Annotated in this window: 20 protein-coding genes; 11 read left to right on the forward strand and 9 right to left on the reverse strand. The window is 38.7% G+C overall.

The genetic code is table 11. From position 1 onward, the window contains the following. The first annotated feature begins 138 nt into the window (after positions 1-138). Entirely contained in the window at positions 139-1134 is a 996-nt protein-coding gene (locus ABC382_RS21100; RefSeq protein WP_322611785.1) for an ABC transporter substrate-binding protein, read from the forward strand. Between the two features lie 201 nt (positions 1135-1335). On the opposite strand, the gene ABC382_RS21105 is transcribed toward ABC382_RS21100, so the two are convergent. Further along, a complete protein-coding gene (locus tag ABC382_RS21105) occupies positions 1336-2652 on the reverse strand; it encodes a trypsin-like peptidase domain-containing protein (RefSeq protein WP_322611786.1) in 1317 nt (438 codons plus the stop codon). A gap of 179 nt (positions 2653-2831) precedes the next feature. Between ABC382_RS21105 and ABC382_RS21110 the strand changes: the two genes are divergently transcribed. The 3 genes from ABC382_RS21110 to ABC382_RS21120 all read left to right on the forward strand — a co-directional run bounded on the left by ABC382_RS21110 (position 2832) and on the right by ABC382_RS21120 (position 5090). Beyond that, positions 2832-3593 (forward strand): MerR family transcriptional regulator, encoded by a 762-nt coding sequence (locus ABC382_RS21110; protein WP_322611787.1) that lies wholly within the window; start codon positions 2832-2834, stop codon positions 3591-3593. 73 nt (positions 3594-3666) lie between these two features. Beyond that, complete coding sequence (locus ABC382_RS21115) at positions 3667-4116, forward strand: TraR/DksA C4-type zinc finger protein (protein ID WP_312506646.1); 450 nt, start codon at positions 3667-3669, stop codon at positions 4114-4116. Positions 4117-4163: 47 nt separating this feature from the next. Next, complete coding sequence (locus ABC382_RS21120; protein WP_341386715.1) at positions 4164-5090, forward strand: dipeptidase; 927 nt, start codon at positions 4164-4166, stop codon at positions 5088-5090. 14 nt (positions 5091-5104) lie between these two features. Here the strand turns inward: ABC382_RS21120 and ABC382_RS21125 are convergent, their stop codons facing one another. Continuing rightward, positions 5105-6025, reverse strand: a complete 921-nt coding sequence (locus tag ABC382_RS21125) for a 1,4-dihydroxy-2-naphthoate polyprenyltransferase (RefSeq protein WP_312506644.1) — start codon at positions 6023-6025, stop codon at positions 5105-5107. 248 nt (positions 6026-6273) lie between these two features. Between ABC382_RS21125 and ABC382_RS21130 the strand changes: the two genes are divergently transcribed. The 6 genes from ABC382_RS21130 to ABC382_RS21155 all read left to right on the forward strand — a co-directional run bounded on the left by ABC382_RS21130 (position 6274) and on the right by ABC382_RS21155 (position 14096). Continuing rightward, the gene (locus ABC382_RS21130; RefSeq protein WP_274794185.1) at positions 6274-7659 is read left to right on the forward strand and encodes an isochorismate synthase; all 1386 of its coding nucleotides are present in this window, start codon (positions 6274-6276) and stop codon (positions 7657-7659) included. After that, complete coding sequence (menD, locus tag ABC382_RS21135; RefSeq protein ID WP_322611789.1) at positions 7652-9367, forward strand: 2-succinyl-5-enolpyruvyl-6-hydroxy-3-cyclohexene-1-carboxylic-acid synthase; 1716 nt, start codon at positions 7652-7654, stop codon at positions 9365-9367. Before ABC382_RS21130 ends, menD begins: the two co-directional genes overlap by 8 nt. Then, complete coding sequence (gene menH, locus ABC382_RS21140) at positions 9364-10173, forward strand: 2-succinyl-6-hydroxy-2,4-cyclohexadiene-1-carboxylate synthase (RefSeq protein ID WP_322611790.1); 810 nt, start codon at positions 9364-9366, stop codon at positions 10171-10173. Before menD ends, menH begins: the two co-directional genes overlap by 4 nt. 63 nt (positions 10174-10236) lie before the next feature. Then, entirely contained in the window at positions 10237-11055 is an 819-nt protein-coding gene (gene menB / locus ABC382_RS21145; protein WP_274794182.1) for a 1,4-dihydroxy-2-naphthoyl-CoA synthase, read from the forward strand. A 262-nt stretch (positions 11056-11317) separates the two neighbouring features. Further along, positions 11318-12742, forward strand: coding sequence for an o-succinylbenzoate--CoA ligase (locus ABC382_RS21150; RefSeq protein ID WP_274794181.1), 1425 nt, complete (start codon positions 11318-11320; stop codon positions 12740-12742). Positions 12743-12914: 172 nt separating this feature from the next. Beyond that, a complete protein-coding gene (locus tag ABC382_RS21155) occupies positions 12915-14096 on the forward strand; it encodes a transglutaminase domain-containing protein (protein WP_274794180.1) in 1182 nt (393 codons plus the stop codon). Here the strand turns inward: ABC382_RS21155 and ABC382_RS21160 are convergent. The 4 genes from ABC382_RS21160 to ytzI form a co-directional block, all read right to left on the reverse strand. Next, positions 14070-15104, reverse strand: coding sequence for a metal ABC transporter solute-binding protein, Zn/Mn family (locus ABC382_RS21160; RefSeq protein ID WP_312506639.1), 1035 nt, complete (start codon positions 15102-15104; stop codon positions 14070-14072). The two genes, ABC382_RS21155 and ABC382_RS21160, sit on opposite strands and share 27 nt — an antisense overlap. Before the next feature lie 109 nt (positions 15105-15213). Then, on the reverse strand, positions 15214-15447 hold the full coding sequence (yidD, locus tag ABC382_RS21165) for a membrane protein insertion efficiency factor YidD (RefSeq protein ID WP_274794178.1): 234 nt from the start codon (positions 15445-15447) through the stop codon (positions 15214-15216). Then, on the reverse strand, positions 15444-15605 hold the full coding sequence (locus tag ABC382_RS21170) for a hypothetical protein (protein WP_274794177.1): 162 nt from the start codon (positions 15603-15605) through the stop codon (positions 15444-15446). Before ABC382_RS21170 ends, yidD begins: the two co-directional genes overlap by 4 nt. Positions 15606-15644: 39 nt before the next feature. Continuing rightward, entirely contained in the window at positions 15645-15788 is a 144-nt protein-coding gene (gene ytzI, locus ABC382_RS21175; protein WP_274794176.1) for a YtzI protein, read from the reverse strand. A 136-nt stretch (positions 15789-15924) separates the two neighbouring features. Between ytzI and ABC382_RS21180 the strand changes: the two genes are divergently transcribed. Beyond that, entirely contained in the window at positions 15925-16242 is a 318-nt protein-coding gene (locus tag ABC382_RS21180; RefSeq protein ID WP_016992524.1) for a hypothetical protein, read from the forward strand. A gap of 45 nt (positions 16243-16287) precedes the next feature. Here ABC382_RS21180 and ABC382_RS21185 read toward each other — a convergent pair whose 3' ends face one another. From ABC382_RS21185 to ABC382_RS21195, 3 genes are read right to left on the reverse strand one after another with little or no spacing between them, the layout of a single operon-like run. Continuing rightward, the gene (locus tag ABC382_RS21185; protein ID WP_322611791.1) at positions 16288-16959 is read right to left on the reverse strand and encodes an AroM family protein; all 672 of its coding nucleotides are present in this window, start codon (positions 16957-16959) and stop codon (positions 16288-16290) included. A gap of 5 nt (positions 16960-16964) precedes the next feature. Continuing rightward, positions 16965-18107 (reverse strand): amidohydrolase, encoded by a 1143-nt coding sequence (locus ABC382_RS21190; protein WP_274794174.1) that lies wholly within the window; start codon positions 18105-18107, stop codon positions 16965-16967. After that, a complete protein-coding gene (locus ABC382_RS21195) occupies positions 18104-19174 on the reverse strand; it encodes an amidohydrolase family protein (RefSeq protein WP_274794173.1) in 1071 nt (356 codons plus the stop codon). Before ABC382_RS21195 ends, ABC382_RS21190 begins: the two co-directional genes overlap by 4 nt. Positions 19175-19197 lie beyond the last annotated feature (23 nt).

The raw sequence follows: 19197 nt of genomic DNA on the forward strand, positions 1-19197 counted from the left end.
ATTGAACTATACTCTTTTCTAAAAAATTACTAAATTAATGATTGACATTAATAGATACATACAATACGATTAATATCGATCTTAGATGAAAGTGATTTTCATTCTCGTCTAATATGCCTAAACATTTTATCATATACAATGGAGGAAGAAAAGGTGCAAAAAGCATTTCAAAAACTATTAGTTTTGCTAGCTGTTATGGCTATTTTTGTGCTAGCAGCATGCGGCGATTCTAAAGATACTACCAAAGATGAGAAATCAAAAGAAAGCAATGCATACAGTGTCGAACATGCAATGGGTACAACTGAAGTAAAAGATACACCAAAGCGTATCGTTGTTTTAACAAATGAAGGAACAGAAGCATTATTAGCACTAGGAATTAAACCAGTAGGTGCAGTACAATCTTGGACAGGCGATCCATGGTATGATCACATTAAGGATCAAATGGACGGTGTGGAAGTTGTCGGTATCGAACATGAAATTAATATCGAAAAAATCGCTTCTTTAAAGCCAGATTTAATCATCGGTAATAAATTACGACAAGAAAAAGATTATGCGAAGCTTAGCAAAATTGCGCCAACTGTGTTTTCAGACACATTACGTGGTGATTGGAAAGAGAACTTTAAATTATACGCAAAAGCAGTAAATCAAGAAACAAAGGGACAAGAGGTGCTAAAAGCCTACGAAGATAAGTTACTAGCGCTGAAAGAAAAGCTTGGAGAACAAACAAACCAAGAAGTTTCATTTGTACGCTTTATGGCAGATAAATCTCGTATCTATTACACAGATTCATTCTCAGGCGTTATTTTTGATGCTTTAGGATTTAAACGTGTGCCAGCACAAGCAGATTTATTTAAAGATAATGCAAAATTAGGTAACTTAGCGATTGAAGTAGGAAAAGAAGCAATTCCTCAAATGGATGGGGATGTTATTTTCTACTTCACGTACATGCCAACAGGTGATGATTCAGCATTATCAACTGAACATGAGTGGACACAAGATCCACTTTGGAAAAACCTAACGGCTGTTCAAAAAGGCAATGCACATAAAGTAGATGATGTTATTTGGAATACTGCTGGAGGCATTTTAGCAGCCAACATTATGCTAGATCAAGTGGAAGAAATTTTTGTTAAATAATTAATCATTAAACTATACATTCATCGGCATTAGATGAATGTATAGTTTTTTTATTTCTTATAAAAAATGATAGACGAAGAAGTTGATCATGAAGGGAAAATTTGAGGTAGTAAGTGCAAGAAAAAGTGTCTAACCTCTGAGACACTTTAAAAGCATTCCGATTGATTGTTTTTTCCTTGTATTCGAATGACAAAGAAATTATTAGTGAATGGTAATGTGAGAAATTTTAAAAGCACCGTAATCATCTGTTATAACTGTATAGGTTTTATAGCGATTATAGAATTGGTAATTCCCTTGTGCATCATAAAAATCAAATGTTTCATTCATATCCACGAAATATTGACCATTTGAATATTGTACATCTAGCACTTCATTATTAGTAAAATAGAAATAATGTCCTTGATAGGCAATTTCATTAATATATTTCTCTAGTTCTTGATAAGCTGAACTGTCAGGTGCAAGCATATCAATAATCCAATAAAAATCACCTTCATTCAGTGCCATCTCGTAATAGAGACGGAATGCTTGCACGAATTGCCCTGCTAGCAAAGCATCTGTTTCGTTAGTGGATTTTGTTTCAATAGTGGATTGTTGACTATTTTCATAAACATTCGCAACAGCACGAACCTCATTTGCAGAAAGTGGTTTAGCAACCCATCCTTCAAATTGGTCAAGCATACTGTAAAGTGGGATGGAGAAAGCAAAGTTAGTACTTGTTTCAGTTGTGTAAAGTAGAGAATTAATCCCTATGACATTGCCTGTATTGACATCAACCAATGGGCCACCGCTACTCCCCTTATCAATTTGTGCATCTACCTGATAAATTTGCTTATAAATAAAGTTTTCAAGCTTCATGTCCCGTTTATTGCCTGTTATATAGCCAATAGATGCTGAATTTTCAAAGCCTTGTGGACTACCAAATGCAATAACCTCTAAGCCAATAGGTGATTCGGTTGTTTCAATTCCCAACGGTTGTGTGTCTTGATAGCTAGGTGCATGAATTAAAGCAATGTCGTAGCGGTCTGATATACCGATAACCGTTCCTGGTGATTCTTGACCATTGGCATTACGAAGCGTGACATCCACTTCTCCTTGAACAACATGTGCATTTGTAATAACATAACCACCCTTTTTATACAGGAAGCCAGAACCTTGACTATTGTTACTGAGGACCGTGAATACCTTTTGTTGAATTTCCTTTATTAGGGTGACACGATCAACCTGCTGTGCATGAGCTTCTTGTTTTTTTGTGAGTTCTTCAGAGGAAACTTGCTGTGTATTTACCTGTTGCTTATCATTTACTTCTGAGTAAGTAGTAGTTTGATTCTTTTTATCAGTGAAAAAGTCCCAATATGCATAACCTAGTCCACCGATGGCAAGAAAGCAGACCGATAATACGATAATTGCCCATGTTGGGATACCTTGTTTTGATAATGATGAATTCATAAGTTTACTGCCACAATCAGAGCAAAATTTGCTGTCTGAAAGATTCTCATGCTGACAATTTGGACACTTCATCCTATCACACTCCTGTGAAATATTTACTATTCATATCGGCAAGTAAAAATTGCTTTATAGGTATTTATGGAATTATATGAACTGAAAGGATGAATATGGTTTAGAAAATTTATTTTCATTTTGCTATTGACCTTAACGTTGCGTCAAAGTTTACAGTAGCATTAGTGGGAGGTGACAACATGGAATATACAATTCAAGAGCTAGCCCAAATGTCGGGAGTTAGTACGAGAACATTACGCTATTATGATGAAATTGGGCTGCTGAAGCCAGCTAGAACCAATGAGGCAGGCTATCGATTTTATGGCCAATATGAAATTGATATGCTACAGCAGATTTTATTTTATCGTGCATTGGATATGAAGCTAGCAACGATTCAGGCCATTATTCAGGCGCCTAACTTTCAACATGCCGAGGCGCTAAAAACACATAGAGCTGCTTTGCTTCAACGCAAGGAGCAACTTGAAACCATCTTACAGACAGTAGAAAAAACAATACAATCCATTGAGGAGGAACAACCAATGTCAAATGAAGAAAAATTTAAAGGTTTTAAAGAAAAGTTAATCGAGGATAATGAAAAGCAATATGGCCAAGAAATTCGCGCCAAATATGGAGATGAAACAGTGGATGCTTCGAATGCTAAGCTGATGAATATGACAGAACAACAATATCAAGCAATGCAGCAGTTAGAGCAGCAAATGTTTGAGCGTTTAGCAGAAGCAATGGAGCTTGGTGATGCTACAAGTGACTTGGCGATGGAAGTAGCTGAGTTGCATAAACGCTGGCTGAGCTTTACGTGGAAGGAATATTCAACAGAGGCACATGCTGGGCTAGCTCAAATGTATATCTCGGATGAACGTTTTACTGCTTACTATGATGAGCGAAGTGCGACGGGAGCAGCACAATTTTTACATGATGCGATTATAGCTTATACGAGGAAATAAAAGCATCCTTATTGCTGACATGTTTTAGAAATCGTAAATGAGGAAAATATGAAGGCATGAGGAGGGGATTTTTATGGATCAACAAGTTATGCAAAAATTTAAAAGACAACTAGAGCAAGAATTACAAACAATAGAACAACGAATAAAGGAATCGGAGCGACCACAAGCGACAGAGCTATCGAATTATGATAATCATCCAGCTGATAATGCTAGTGATTTAACGGATCAACTTACAGAAATGGCTATTGATGAACATCGCGGTGATAATGCAGAGGAAATAAAAGAAGCCCTTCAAGCAATGGCTGACGGCACATACGGCAAATGTGCGGTATGTGGTAAAGAGCTTCCAATTGGTCGTTTAGAGGCAATGCCGCAAGCTCTGACCTGTGTCGAGCATGCGGAAAAGAAAGAAGACAATTTACGACCAGTGGAAGAAGATATTCTTTCTTCAATGCCAAAGTCAGATGATTTTATTGAGCTTGAGGAATTTGGCTCTTCCGATACGCCACAGGATAAAATTTAGTCTGTTTTTCCTCATGGAAGCAGTATAATAACTGTAGAGGTGAGGATATGAAGATTATTGATTTACATTGTGATGCGCTTTTAAAGTTAACTACTCTTGAATCGGCAAATTTTGCTGAGGATGGGCGTTTACATGCCAATCAAAAAAGATTGCAATTAGGGCAAGTAGAGGCTCAAGTGTTCGCCATTTTTATAGACCCGCAAATCCCACAAAATCTTCAATTTCTTGAGGTCATGCGTCAAATCGAAGCATTTCATACCCATGTATTACAAACAGAGGGCATGGTGCATATTACAGATTGGGCACAGTTAGACCATTTAGCTCCACATGAAATAGGAGCTATATTAAGTTTAGAGGGCTGTAGTGCAATTGGAGAAGATCTAGCAAAGCTGATAGCAGTACTCGATGCGGGCGTAAAATTAGTCGGCTTAACATGGAATGAAGAGAATGCTGTTGCACATGGAGCTGAGCAGGATGCAAGTCTTGGTTTGAAGCCATTTGGTAAAGAGGTCATACAATTACTAAATAAACGGGATATTATTATTGATGTCTCCCATTTAAATGAACAAAGCTTTTGGGATGTGTTGCCATTAGCGAAGCATATTATTGCAAGTCATAGTAATGCTCGTGCACTCTGTGACCACCCACGTAATTTAACAGATGCACAGGCAAAGGCACTTGTAGAACATGGGGGACATATCCATGTTGTTTATTTTCCACTCTTCATTAATCGAGATGCAACACTAGATCATCTAGTCGATCATGTGGAGCATTTAGCAAAGCTAGTTGGTGTAGAGCATATAGGGCTAGGCTCAGATTTTGATGGTATTGATCGGACTGTCAATGGCTTAGCACATGCAGGAGAAGCGCAAAATTTATTAGAGGCATTACGAGCACGTTTTTCAGACGCGGAAGTACATGGTATTGCAAGTCAAAATTTCAGACGTTATGTAAAAAAAGCAGCAACCCGTTAAGGCTGCCGCATCTTTTAATAAAAGAAATAATGAATTAATAAACCGATTCCTAATAGGAAGCCGAAGAATGTATTGGTTTGCGCTGTATATTTCATCGCAGGCATCACTTCTTTGGCTTCTTTTTTGTCTCGGAAAATTTGAATGGCACGTAATGGTTTCGGAATGCTCAGGAAGATAATTAATGCCCAAAAAGTAATGCCATCAACTGCTACAAGGGCAATGACCCATAAATACGAGACGATAAAAAAGCCAGATAACACAGAAATGGCATTATCACGTCCTACTAAAATAGCTAAAGTTTTTCTTCCACCTTCTGTATCACCCACAATATCACGGATATTATTGGATAACATAATGGCTCCGACTAAAATCATACTTGGTACAGACAGCAACACAGCATCGAGTGTCACTGTAAGCGTTTGAATATAGAAGGCAATTAACACAATTCCCATGCCCATTACTGCTCCAGAGACAATCTCTCCAAATGGGGAATAGGCTATTGGGTATGGTCCTCCTGTATATAAGAAACCAATAAGCATACAAACAAGGCCTACAGCTGCTAACCACCAAGATGTTGAGGCACATATGTAAATGCCAAGAAGCATGGCAATAGCATAAAAGCTTAGTGCAATCATCATAATTGTTTTTGGCTGTACTCCATGACGGACGATGGTTCCGCCAATCCCAACAGAATGCTCGTTATCTAATCCTAATTTGTAATCGTAATATTCATTGAACATATTCGTTGCTGCTTGGATAAGCATACTTGCAATGAGCATAGCAAAAAATAGTCCAAAATCAATTGTTTCTTGTTCAATTGCTAGAGCAATTGCTGTTCCTAGGAATACTGGAACGAATGAAGCGGTTAAAGTATGTGGACGCGTTAAATGCCACCAAACTTTAAAACCCCTATCAGCTTCAATGACTTTGGTCATAAGGTCTTTCTCTCCTTCAAATGTTGTCGACTCTTTCTATTTTAAACGAAGATTGAGAAAATGGGTAGGTTCACAGCTTATTACATACTGTTAAATGAAAAAAAGTGATACAATAGAACATGCATTTATGAACTGAAAATAAAAATAGGGTATTAGCAACAGTAAGAATGACACTGTTGCCAACCAAAAAATGATGTGTTTGATTCATCATTTTAATTATGTACATTGCAACAACGGAGGTAATTTTCATGCAACAGAAGTGGTACCAAGCCACAGAAGTAGAAGTGGACTATTTGGGCCAAAGCCTTCATTTTTATATGGAAACAATTGAAGTAAGTCGCTTATCTCCACTTGCATTTTATGCGGCAGGTGAGGAGCGTTATAAAGGTGAACGATTTTATTGGCAAAATAGAGAAAAAACAATGACATTAGTAGGGCTGGGACATGCCCATACCATTCAAAACAATGCAAAAAATGAGCGTTTTGATGCTGTAGAAGCGGAGTGGAAGAACTTAACGAAAAACTGTCAAAAGGGACAAAGCGAGCTACAGCCCATTTTATTTGGTGGTTTTACATTTGATCCACAAAATAATGTCGATGGGGAATGGACGGATTTCCCAGAGGCTTATTTTGCACTAGCAACGTTTCAACTTGTAATCCGTGATGATAAAGCTTACGTAAGTATTCATCTTTTAACACAAGATCAGCAGGCGGAGAGTAAGCTAGAAGCTCTAAGGAAAGAGCGAGATCATTTAATTCACGCAGCGCAGGTTAAAGAAGTGAAAACGTATACAAAACCTGAAATTACAAGTTATTTTGAGCCATATAAGGAGCCCTATTTAGCCTCAATCGACCAAGTGACAGCATTAATTAAGCAGAAGAAGGCAGATAAGGTGGTTATTGCTCGCTCACTTGCCTTGCAATTTAAAGAATCTGTATCTGCACCTCAAGTGCTTTCTCAAATAATTCATGAGCAGCCAGAAAGCTATCTATTTGGTTTAGAGCATAAGGATCTATTATTTTTTGGAGCCTCGCCTGAACGCCTTGTTAAGGTAGAAGAAGGCCGTGCGTTTTCGTCTTGTGTTGCTGGCTCAATTAAACGAGGAAAAACAGCAGAAGAAGATGAAGCGTATGGACAAAGTTTACTAAATGACCCAAAAAACGGTGGAGAACATCAATATGTTGTGGATATGATTGCGGACACATTCCGCAAAAATTGTGTGAACATGACGGTACCTGACAAACCTCGCCTATTAAAAATACGAGACATCCAACATCTATATACACCTGTAGAAGGTCAGTTAAATGAGGATGCTACAATCTTACAGCTTACAAAATCTTTACATCCCACACCCGCTTTAGGGGGAGTACCACGTAAAGAAGCGTTGGCAGCCATCCGTAAATATGAGCCTATGAATCGTGGTTTGTATGCAGCACCAATTGGTTGGTTAGACGCAGAGGGTAATGGCGAATTTGCAGTCGCGATCCGCTCGGCTGCATTACTAGGCGATAAAGCTTATTTATATGCAGGCGGAGGGATTGTAGCAGATTCAGAACCACAATCTGAATATGAAGAAACATTAGTAAAATTCCGTCCAATGCTTCGCGCGCTAGGGGGACAATTACATGAGTGAACGGAAAATATTAACAGATTATGTTTATCAAATGGTCGCATCGCTAGTACAAGCGGGTGTTGAAAATGTGGTAGTCAGTCCAGGATCACGTTCAACACCACTTGCCTATGCTGTTGCATCTACAAATCAAGTAAAAATGTATCGTCAAGTAGATGAGCGCTCGGCTGCATTCTTTGCGTTAGGTCTAGCGAAGGCCACAGCTAAGCCTGTTGTTCTATTATGTACATCAGGTACAGCTGCAGCAAACTATTTTCCTGCAATTGTGGAGGCAAGCTATGCACGTGTTCCACTGATTGTCATAACAGCTGACCGTCCTCATGAATTACGAGAGGTCGGCGCACCACAGGCCATCAATCAGCCTAATTTATATGGTTCCCATGTAAAATGGAGTGTTGATTTTCCGTTAGCAGATGGTGCTGATCCAACATTACCTTTTATTGAGCGTCATCTTGCCCGTGCTGTAGCTATTGCAACGAGTGCGCCTTTTGGTCCAGTACATATCAATGTACCTTTCCGAGAGCCTTTATTAATTGATTTTCGAAATGAACTACCAACAGCGACGTTCAAGCACAGCAGTATGGGACAGCTAATCCCAACAACTGCCGATCAACAGGAGCTCTCCTCTATTTTACAATCGACGAAGAGAGGCTTTGTTATTATAGGTGAGCTAGCTCTTGGCACGGATTTAGCCATCGTTTGGGAGTTTGTGCGTCAGCTAAAGTGGCCAGTAATTGTTGAGAGTTTATCGAATATGCGGGCATCCGTACCAGAGGATTGCTTACCATATATTGTGACTACCTACGATGCCATTATGAAAAGTGATGACTTCAAAGCACTGGTGCAACCAGATACAGTTATACGCTTAGGGGCACAGCCTGTCTCGAAGTTTATCATGCAATTCATCACAAAATCACAGCCAAATGCCTATGTGATTATTGATGAAGACCCAATGTTTAGAGATGCTACGGGCGTTTCCACGCATTTTATTCATGCCAATATCGATCAGTGGCTGACTCAACTAGCTATTACGAAAACTGCTATTGAGGAGACTTACCTAGCTGAATGGCAAAAAGCGAATCAGCTTGCTTCTATGCATATCGAGCAATATTCAGAAGTAGAAAAAGATGAGGGAGCCATGGTCAGTCGTTTACTGAAAATGATTCCTGGTGGTAGTGATATTTTCGTTAGCAGCAGTATGCCAGTGCGTGATATCGATACATTTTTACTAGCTACACCGAAGGATCTGCGTATTTTTGCAAATCGTGGTACAAATGGGATTGATGGCGTAGTGTCAACGGCAATGGGCTTCAGTCAAGGAAATGGCCGAGAAACCTTCTTACTAATTGGTGATTTAGCCTTTTTACATGATATCAATGGTCTCATTGCTTCAAGATATCAGCAATGTAACTTAACGATCCTTGTCATGAATAATGATGGTGGCGGTATTTTTTCTTATTTACCACAGTCAACAGTGGAAGCTCATTATGAGGACTTATTTGGCACACCAACAGCCCTTGAATTCCGTGATATTGCCAATATGTATGATATGGATTATATCCGTGTAGAAACGATTGCCGAGCTTTCCGAGAAATTTTCTACAAGCAAAAAACGTCCTTTACGTTTGATTGAAATATTTACTGATCGAACAGAGAATGTCACTGCCCATCGTGAGCTATGGAAACGTATTAATACGGAGTTAAAAGCATGACAAATTTAATGATTCGTGGTCTTGAAACGCATATTGAGATATGGAATCAAAATGGGATCCATACACTTGTTGCATTACATGGATTTACGGGAAGCACGGCTACATGGCACAATCTAGCACAGGCCCTACCCAATGTACGTGTCATTGCCATTGATTTAATTGGACATGGACAAACGGCTATTCCACAGAACTGTCAACGTTTCTCCATGGAGGAACAATTACAAGATTTAGAAGAAATATTTTGCCAGCTTCATCTAGAGAACTTTACACTGTTAGGATACTCAATGGGTGGTAGAATTGCTCTATCATATGCCCTGGCTTATCCAGATCGTATCCATCAGCTTATTTTAGAAAGCGCCTCTCCAGGCTTACGTACAGAAGAAGAGCGTAAGGAGCGTTGTGAGCGAGATGAAGCACTGGCACAAAAAATTCTAACAAATGGTTTGGAATCGTTTGTGAATGCATGGGAGAACATACCGCTTTTTAGTACACAGCATCGTCTACCGCAAAGTGTAAGACAGGTCATTCGAGCAGAAAGACTTTCACAGAAGAAAGAGGGACTAGCGGGAAGCTTGAGAGGTATTGGTACAGGAGCTCAACCTTCAAATTGGGATAGATTGGCGCAGTTAGCAGTCCCTGTATTGCTAATTACCGGTTCAATGGATGGGAAATTCTGTGAAATTGCACTAGAAATGAAAGCGCTATTAAATACTGTTAGCCATATGACGGTAAATGACGCTGGACATGCAATTCATGTGGAAAATCCCGCTGAGTTTGCTACAATAGTAGAGGAGTATTTAACGTAATCTAATATTACGTTAGCGCCTCGCTAGTAACGAGACGAATTTAATGATATAGGAGGCTATTCAATGACACGTCAATGGACTACATTACATACTTATGAAGACATAAAGTATGAGTTCTATAACGGAATCGCAAAAATTACGATTAACCGTCCAGAAGTGCGTAACGCATTCCGTCCTAAAACGGTTATGGAAATGATTGACGCATTTTCACGAGCACGCGATGACAAAAATATCGGTGTAATTATTTTAACAGGTGAAGGCGAACATGCTTTCTGCTCAGGCGGAGACCAAAAAGTTCGCGGTCATGGTGGCTATGTAGGAGAAGATGAAATTCCACGTCTAAACGTTCTTGATTTACAACGTTTAATCCGTGTAATTCCAAAACCTGTAGTAGCGATGGTAGCTGGCTATGCAATTGGTGGAGGTCACGTTTTACATGTTGTCTGTGATTTAACAATTGCTGCTGACAATGCTCGCTTTGGACAAACTGGACCAAAAGTAGGTTCATTCGATGCTGGTTATGGCTCAGGCTATCTTGCTCGTATTATTGGACATAAAAAGGCACGTGAAATTTGGTACCTTTGCCGTCAATACGATGCACAACAAGCACTTGATATGGGCTTAGTCAATACAGTTGTTCCTTATGAGCAATTAGAAGATGAAACAGTTCAATGGTGTGAAGAAATGCTACAAATGTCACCAACTGCACTACGCTTCTTAAAAGCAGCGATGAATGCAGATACAGACGGCTTAGCAGGTCTTCAACAAATGGCTGGAGATGCTACACTTCTTTACTACACAACAGATGAAGCAAAAGAAGGTCGCGACGCTTTCAAAGAAAAACGTCAACCAGATTTCGGTCAATTCCCAAGATTCCCTTGATTCTAAAGGGTTTAAGGCTCGTATCTTTAGAGATACGAGCTTTTTCTATGCCTGGAAGCAAGGGGTTACGATAGAAGAAGCGGATAGAATTAATAAAGTAGTGGATACAGCCCGTAAAGTGATGGATAGAACTAGTAAAGTGAAGGATAGAGGAGCAGGACATTACAATAAAAGTAGCGAGTAGCATCCCTAAAATAACAGACATGCAAATAGACAAAATAGATGATTAAGCGTTAAGATGTAGGGGATTGGAGTGACGAAGATGTATCCAAATTGGATTTTACAGCGAGCATATTTAACACCGTTACGAAAGGCATTAGCTTATAAAAATCAAAGCTGGACTTTTCAGGAATTAAATGAATTATCTATAAAACGTGCTCGTCAACTAGTAGGGATCGGTATTCAGCAGGGTGATCGAATTGCAATTATGGGACCAAGTAAGCCTGAACTGGTCATGATGATGTATGCCTGCATGCATTTACAATGTGAAATGGTGATGCTTAATCGTAGACTATCGCCGGAAGAGCTGGCCTATCAACTAGAAGATTCAGAGGCAGTGACAGTGTTAATCGCAGATGAAGATATAGAGAAGTTGCCTCCTGAAACAGCCCATTACTTATTTTCATCGATTGAAAATGGGGGGGAAGGCGAGTTAACTATTGAAAAGGAATGGCCATTAGATCAAACAACTACTATTATGTATACATCAGGTACAACGGGCTTTCCAAAGGGAGTTCGCCAAACAGTTGGGAACCATCAGGCAAGCGCAACAGCCTCTGTTTTAAATATTGGACTGCAGCCTCAAGATGTTTGGCTTTGTGCAGTTCCTTTATTTCATATTAGTGGGTTTTCCATATTAGTACGTTCACTTTTATATGGTAATCAGGTCTATTTATATGATCAATTTGATGCAGAAGCGATATCACAAAACATTATAGACGGAGAAGTAACCCATATGTCGGTTGTCGCGGTGACGTTGGAACGAATCCTACATACGTTAGAGCAGCGCAATATGAAAGCTTCACCTCATTTTAAGCTAATGTTAGCTGGAGGAGGGCCGGTGCCTGTCGATTATTTAGCGAGAGCACATTCTCTAAATTTAGCCGTTGCGCAAACTTATGGGATGACAGAGACATCTTCACAAACGGCTACTTTGGCGAGTGAAGACGCCATGCAAAAAATCGGTTCTGCTGGCAAGCCTTTATTTTTTAATCAAATAAAAATTGCAGATCCTAATGATAAAGGTGAGGGGGAAATTTGTATTCGAGGTCCTCATGTCACACCTGGCTATATTGGCCGTTTTGCACATAAAAATGCCACGATTGATGGCTGGCTACATACGGGAGATATCGGTTGTTTAGATGAAGATGGATACTTGTATGTGATTGATCGTAGGGCAGATTTAATTATTTCTGGGGGCGAGAATATTTATCCAGCAGAAATAGAAAATGTACTACTTACACATCCTGCGGTCAAAGAAGCGGGTGTATGTGGGGTAGATGATGAGCAATGGGGGCAGGTTCCCATTGCGTTCCTTGTGTTAAATGAGCCAGTGTCTGTTGAGCAACTACAGGCCTTTTGCTTACAAAAACTTGCTAAATATAAGATGCCTAAAGAAATTATATTTACAGACAGTCTACCGCGAAATGGAGCGGATAAATTGCTGAGAAGGAAATTATTACAATAAAAATAGATGAAAAGAAGTCTTCGTATGGAGGCTTCTTTTTTATTTTGTTTTTAAAAATGGAAACGGCTAATCAATCATGCGAAACATTTAAACTTTTAGCATGAAATTAAACATTCATTAACATAATAAAAAAAGAGAGGCATAAACTATTTAGTAAAGGAGAATGACTCATATGAGGAAATATATATATAATGTTGTCATTATATTATTTGTTCTACAAATGAGTCATGTGCAAGTATTTGCAAACTATCAAGAAGATAATGTAGCAACTGCTCATTCAATTGAAACTCTACAATCTCTCATTAATAAAGAAGTTATGCAGCTCTCTACAGAATTCTCAATACGCTATACTGGTGACATATCCGAGATAAAAGATGAACTAACAGAAATTACGAAAACTGCGATTCAAAACTCTTATATTTATACTAATATTTCTAGTTTTAAATGGAAATACGATGGTTATAACAATAATATTGTCATCGAATTTGCATTTACCTACCATATTTCACAAACAGAGGCAGCTTTTGTTGAGCAAACTTTATCAACCATTACTGCACCTATGCATGGATTAAGTGACATAGAAAAATTACAGGCTGCACATGATTTTATTGTTTTAACAGCAGAATATTCTAAGGAAACAGAAGGAAGTCAATATTCGCCCTACACTTTGCTTACAGAAAATAAGGGAGTTTGTCAGGCGTATGCGTTAGTGTTATATCGAATGCTGGAGATGTTAGGGTTTGAAGTGCAATATGTACCAGGCAAAGTGGGTGAACAGCTTCATGCTTGGGTGCTAGTGAAGCTTGATCATGAGTGGTATCATATTGATGTGACGTGGGATGATCCATTGCCAGATCGTAAGGGTGAAGTACGCTATCAATATTTTTTAGTGTCGGATCGCCAATTATCACAAGACCATACTTGGGACTACGCCCGTTTCCCGGCAGCAACTAGTGAAAAATATACAGATATACAAAAAGAAACGAAAAGACAGAGTTTGACAATGCCTTTACAACAAAGCTTTAATCAAAATGCAGGGATTTCAATAATTGCAGAGAATAGGCAAGCAGTAACACAATTACAGCCTACAATGCTTGTGACACAAAAACAAACAGAGGAAAACCCTGTTGTTCTGCACGATTTTAATGAATGGCCAAAGGTAGTAGTAGAGAGTTTAGTAAATCATTCAAAAGCAAAACGTAAAACGATGCTAAAATCAACAAGTAAGCTAACGTCTATCTATCGTACGGAAAAACGTATGCCACAAGAAAAATACGTCATAATAAAGGAGGTGTCCCATCTATTTTCGGGGCACCTCCTTACTCATTTATTGATCGTTCAAAGCTTTTTCTAATGTTTGAATATTTTTTTGCATCAGTGTGAAATACGTTTCATTATTTTTTTCATCATCAGCTGTTAGCACGCTTAAATTATGCAGTACAAGAGATTCTGCGCCAACTTCTTTTTGAATAACCTCTGCTAATTTAGAAGATACGTTTTGTTCAAATAAAATATAGTGTATATGCAATTCATTTGCTTTATCTACAATCTTTGTTAATTCTTTTTGCGATGGCTCATTTTGTGAATTTAAGCCGGCAATCGGCACCTGTGTTAAGCCATATTGACCTGCAATATAGCCAAATGCAGCATGTGATACAAAGAATGTTTTGTTTTGTGCTTTGTCTGTCATCGCTTTAAAATTATTATCTAAATCTTGTAGCTCTTTTACTAAAGCTTCGTAATTTTTATTAAAAGTCGATTCCTGAGCAGGCATTTTTTCAACTAGTGTATTTTTAATAGCAAGTGCTAAATCTTGACTAATTGTAGGAGATAGCCAAACATGTGGATCGATGTCACCATGCTCATGCTCGTCATGTCCGTGTCCATCATGATCGTGCTCCTCCTCCTCTGTAGCTGCATGATCATGGTCGTCGTGTACGTCTGCTTCATGTTCTTCTTCGGCATGAACATGGCCTGTGCTTACAGCTAACTTTTCATCTGAAACATTATCAGCAGTTGCCACCATTGTGACATCTTCATTTGCTAATGTTTTTTTAGCATTTTCCACAAAGCCCTCTAGTCCTAAGCCAATATAGAAAAAGATATCGGCATCTGCTAAGTTCATCATATCTTTTTGTGTAGGCTCAAATGTATGTTCGTTTGCACCGGCTGGATAAATAGAAGAGACGTCAACATAATCGCCTCCAATACGTTGAGCAAAATAGCTTAAAGGATAGACAGTTGTATAGACTGTTAACGTATCCTTTTCCTCAGTCTTTTGGGAAGTCGTCGATTTGTCTCCGCATGCTGCAGTAAATACAGCAAGAACGGCAACGAGCAATACTAAATATAGTTTTTTCATATAAGAAAATCCCTTTCTTAAATAGTAATGATTACGATTTGTTTTTTAGAACAGTTCTTATAATAACCTACTCCTTAAAAAAGTACAAGAAAAAAATGCCCCTCGAAAGTTATTTCTTTTTCGAAGGCCATTTTTCAGGTACAGGATCAAAGCCACCAGGGTGGAACGGATGGCATTTGGATACGCGGGTAATAGTTAAGATAAAGCCCTTTATTGCCCCATGCTTTTGAAAAGCTTCTAGTCCATAAGAAGAGCATGTAGGATGGAAACGACAAGTAGGGGGCGTCATCGGTGAAATGAATTTTCGATAAAACTGAATGAGCCAAATAAAGGGGTATTTCATCGTTGTTCATCCTTTTGCTGAGACGTCATTTGTTCAGGCTTTGGATCAATTGTTTGCGTAAAAATATTATTTTTTTTCTTCATAATAATAATGACAGAAAGACCAAACATTAGCATCATCATGGCAATCATAATGATAATTGGTAAAGGTACACCCATTGCTTTCACTCCAAGTTTATATTATTAAAAAGGCTATGTTTATGGCTCTTCTTGATGATTTTGCTTCGGCCTTTCATCGATTGTATGTTTAAAGGCATAAGCACGGTTGACACTAATAATCGTCGCAATTGTAATAACAATAACAATAATAACTGCAATTATTAAGAGCGTAGTTAAACTCATAGTATTCACTCCGTTCTTTGTTCATCATACCTATTATAAATTATAGGGCCTTTTTAATTGTGAAGGAAGTTTGACATTCAAGCGAATAAAACGACTCCTTTCTCTCCATACTATGGAAAAAGGAGTGAATCGTAAGATGGATCGTCAGCGCGTATATTTTTCACTTGCCAATAGAACGTATTATACAAATCCATATGCAGGGCCGTGGAACTTTGAACTGAACGTAGATCGTCAAGCATTAGATGTTTTTGAAAGAATCTTTCAGCAAATGCAGCTGTTAGAAATTTCAAATGCATGGCGTGCCCAGCTACCGTATATACAGTATCACTTAGATAGAGAAAATGATGAAATAGATAAGCGATTAATGAAAATTTATGCACTCGTTCATGAATATGGGGATGATGATACAAAGGCTTTCGTGGAACAGCTTCCCTATTTCAATAAGCGTGTTTAAATAAAAAGGAAAAGGTCACTGAATGGACAGTGACCTCTTTCAATCTTAACTAATGGCTTTTAATATGGTAAAAACCGCTTCTCTCGGCACAATGATAGGTATAGAAAGTTGATCTTTAATAGTATTTTTCATTGTTGAAGAATAGCCCATACAATCAAGAATAAGCAAATCGGCTCCCTTATCTTCTAATAGTCGTGCTTTTGCTAATAGATGTCGAGCATTGAAGTGGTAGGGGGAGCTTGCTGAAAACATTACATTGAACTGTGCTTTTTGCCATTTGTCAGCAACAGTATGTTGTTGTTCAGGCTCAGGTCCTATTAAGCCAAGTGTTAATTCTGTATGTAACCCTTTTACTAAATTTGTCATCATACGATCAGGAAGTAATAGATTGTTAGAAGAAAGCTTATTCGTAAAGTCTCCAGTACACATAAGTAATACCCAAGTGAATTCGTGTAGCTTACTAATGCATTGCTGAATATAGGGCATAAGCTTTTGTTTACTTAGCTTTACTTGCTCACCATTTGCTAGAAGTGTCACTAAAACATCTGTGTCTTCAATAGCTGGTGATAGCCTAGCAATTTCATCGGAAGAGAGTGAATCAAGTACACCGTATTCTTGAACATGGAGACCGGATTCTCTTAATTGCTGAATATCTTTAGCCATATCTTTGCGAGGGGCTTGACCAATTGTGACAACGGCAATGTTTGAATGTTTCAACGTGCTCACTCCGCTTCGTAATATTTTTTTCCATTTACATAAGTTTGTAAAACCTTTGCTTCTGTTTCAAAAATAGGGTGTGACCAAACAACAAAATCAGCATCCTTGCCTGCCTCCAGACTACCGATTCGGTGATCAAGCTGTACAAGCTTAGCAGCATTTATCGTAATACTTTTAATGGCTGTTTCTTCATCTAAACCATAGCGAATGGCTTCTGTTGCACAATATTTTAAATACTGAATCGGTACAAACGGATGATCCGTCATAATGGCAAAAGGTATATTATGCTCTTTAAAAATAGCTGCAATTGCTGGTGTAGAATGGCGTGTTTCATATTTAGATGGCGTTAGCATATAGGGACCAAGTGTTGCATGAAAGCCACTCTTCTTAACTGCATCAACAATAAGATGACCTTCTGTACAATGTTCTAAGTGAAGCTCTACATTAAATTCTTTGGCGATTCGTATAGCTGTCATAATGTCATCTGCACGGTGGCAGTGAATGCGAAGGGGCATGTCACCCTGTAGCACCTCAATAAATGGGCGTAACTCTGTGTTGTGGTTGATTTGATCCGTTTGTTCTTGTTCATTCAAGCGACTCGCACGTTGGAAACCATCTCGTAAAAGCTGGGCAATAGCCATTCGCGTCATTGGCTTTCTTTTATATTGATTGCCAAAGACATTTTTAGGATTTTCACCTAATGCTCCTTTTAATCCACTTCGCTCTATAAGAACACGGGAGGCGAGGGTAGGTCCTGCTGTTTTAAGGATGCTCCAAATGCCTCCGATAACATTAGCACTGCCTGGCCCAGTTTGCACAGTTGTCACGCCACCTTCCAGCGCATGCTGAAAAGAAAAGTGCCGAATATCTACACTATCTAAAGCATGCATAAGTGGTGTAAAGGGCTCACTATATTCATTGGCATCATTAATATCTTCGGTTACTTCTGCCCATGTTCCGACATGAGCATGAATGTCAATTAATCCAGGAGTAACATATGCTCCTTGTAGATCAATTAATTCAGCATCGGGAGGAGTATCCTTCGCTGGACCAACATAAACAATTCGCCCATCCTCAATCCATAACTGTTCAAAAATATTATTTTGTTCATCGACTGTGAAAATTTTTGCATGGTGATAAATAATCATTCTGTCAACCCTTCTTCCCGTGCATAAACTTTTGTCCCTTTAATATAAGTAGCGACAACTTGGGCGTCTAAATTTAATGGATGCTTATCCCATATGACAAAATCAGCTAGAAGTCCATCGCAAATAGCGCCTGTTTTATGGGCTATACCTAGAAAATTAGCAGCCCCTGTTGTTAATGCATACAGAACATCCTGGCGTGTCATTCCTTCTCTTACGGCTAGGCAACCTTCTAAAGTTAGGTGGGATGTACTACTAACAGGGTGATCCGTACAAAAAACAAATGGAATATGTTGATTGGACAGATGGCGGTAAAGTTTTGGCGATAGTGCCATCATCTCATTATGCTCAATATAGCGAAATGTTGGTCCCGCAATAACCGTATTAAAGGATTCCCCCTTAAGTAAAGGAACTTCAGTACCATGAATAATATGAAAATCGAAAATAGTGCCAAATTCATGTTGAAGTCGTCCAACAAATTCAATATCTACTGCTTTATGGGCCCGAATAACAATTTTTTTAATCCGTGGCTCTTGCTGCTGAATTTGTTGCAATGTTTCCCTAACTATTTTGGCAATTCCCATACGAGTTAATGGCTTTTTCTTTTCAGCAAAAAATGTACTTTTTGCCTGATGGCCGATGGAGAAGGAATAAGCAACATCCTTTATCAGGACCATTTCATCGACCGTTGTATGTGTATGATGGATGATGGCTGTTTTCGCACCAATTAAGCTTTTAGGGGAGGGAACAATGTGCGATGCTGTTACTCCATGAGAGACTGCCTTTTGGAATGCTGCATCAAATGGATAAATGCCATCAACTACAGAATATTGAAGATGGGAATCAAATTCATAACTATCATCGCCCTCCCAGCGAATCCCTATTTCAGCTAAACCAATTTGTGAACAACTGTCGATAAAGCCAGGTGTAATATAATAACCATCTAAATCTATTTCTGTTTCAGTTGTACGAGAAGATTGTTCGAAGTATTGCCCCTGTACTTGAAACGACTGTTTATCAAAGCTACGAGTCTCAGAGTTAAAAACAAGTCCATTTATATATCGAGTCATTCGATCAGATCTCTCCTTATGAA

It is taken from the genome of Lysinibacillus phoenicis (genome assembly GCF_047238325.1).
GTDB lineage: Bacteria > Bacillota > Bacilli > Bacillales_A > Planococcaceae > Lysinibacillus > Lysinibacillus irui.

Coding starts and splice junctions, on each gene's coding strand:
- ABC382_RS21100 (WP_322611785.1), top strand. CDS start 139: ATGGAGGAAGAAAAGGTGCAAAAAGCATTTCAAAAACTATTAGTTTTG.
- ABC382_RS21105 (WP_322611786.1), bottom strand. CDS start 2,652: ATGAAGTGTCCAAATTGTCAGCATGAGAATCTTTCAGACAGCAAATTT.
- ABC382_RS21110 (WP_322611787.1), top strand. CDS start 2,832: ATGGAATATACAATTCAAGAGCTAGCCCAAATGTCGGGAGTTAGTACG.
- ABC382_RS21115 (WP_312506646.1), top strand. CDS start 3,667: ATGGATCAACAAGTTATGCAAAAATTTAAAAGACAACTAGAGCAAGAA.
- ABC382_RS21120 (WP_341386715.1), top strand. CDS start 4,164: ATGAAGATTATTGATTTACATTGTGATGCGCTTTTAAAGTTAACTACT.
- ABC382_RS21125 (WP_312506644.1), bottom strand. CDS start 6,025: ATGACCAAAGTCATTGAAGCTGATAGGGGTTTTAAAGTTTGGTGGCAT.
- ABC382_RS21130 (WP_274794185.1), top strand. CDS start 6,274: ATGCAACAGAAGTGGTACCAAGCCACAGAAGTAGAAGTGGACTATTTG.
- menD (WP_322611789.1), top strand. CDS start 7,652: ATGAGTGAACGGAAAATATTAACAGATTATGTTTATCAAATGGTCGCA.
- menH (WP_322611790.1), top strand. CDS start 9,364: ATGACAAATTTAATGATTCGTGGTCTTGAAACGCATATTGAGATATGG.
- menB (WP_274794182.1), top strand. CDS start 10,237: ATGACACGTCAATGGACTACATTACATACTTATGAAGACATAAAGTAT.
- ABC382_RS21150 (WP_274794181.1), top strand. CDS start 11,318: ATGTATCCAAATTGGATTTTACAGCGAGCATATTTAACACCGTTACGA.
- ABC382_RS21155 (WP_274794180.1), top strand. CDS start 12,915: ATGAGGAAATATATATATAATGTTGTCATTATATTATTTGTTCTACAA.
- ABC382_RS21160 (WP_312506639.1), bottom strand. CDS start 15,104: ATGAAAAAACTATATTTAGTATTGCTCGTTGCCGTTCTTGCTGTATTT.
- yidD (WP_274794178.1), bottom strand. CDS start 15,447: ATGAAATACCCCTTTATTTGGCTCATTCAGTTTTATCGAAAATTCATT.
- ABC382_RS21170 (WP_274794177.1), bottom strand. CDS start 15,605: ATGGGTGTACCTTTACCAATTATCATTATGATTGCCATGATGATGCTA.
- ytzI (WP_274794176.1), bottom strand. CDS start 15,788: ATGAGTTTAACTACGCTCTTAATAATTGCAGTTATTATTGTTATTGTT.
- ABC382_RS21180 (WP_016992524.1), top strand. CDS start 15,925: ATGGATCGTCAGCGCGTATATTTTTCACTTGCCAATAGAACGTATTAT.
- ABC382_RS21190 (WP_274794174.1), bottom strand. CDS start 18,107: ATGATTATTTATCACCATGCAAAAATTTTCACAGTCGATGAACAAAAT.
- ABC382_RS21195 (WP_274794173.1), bottom strand. CDS start 19,174: ATGACTCGATATATAAATGGACTTGTTTTTAACTCTGAGACTCGTAGC.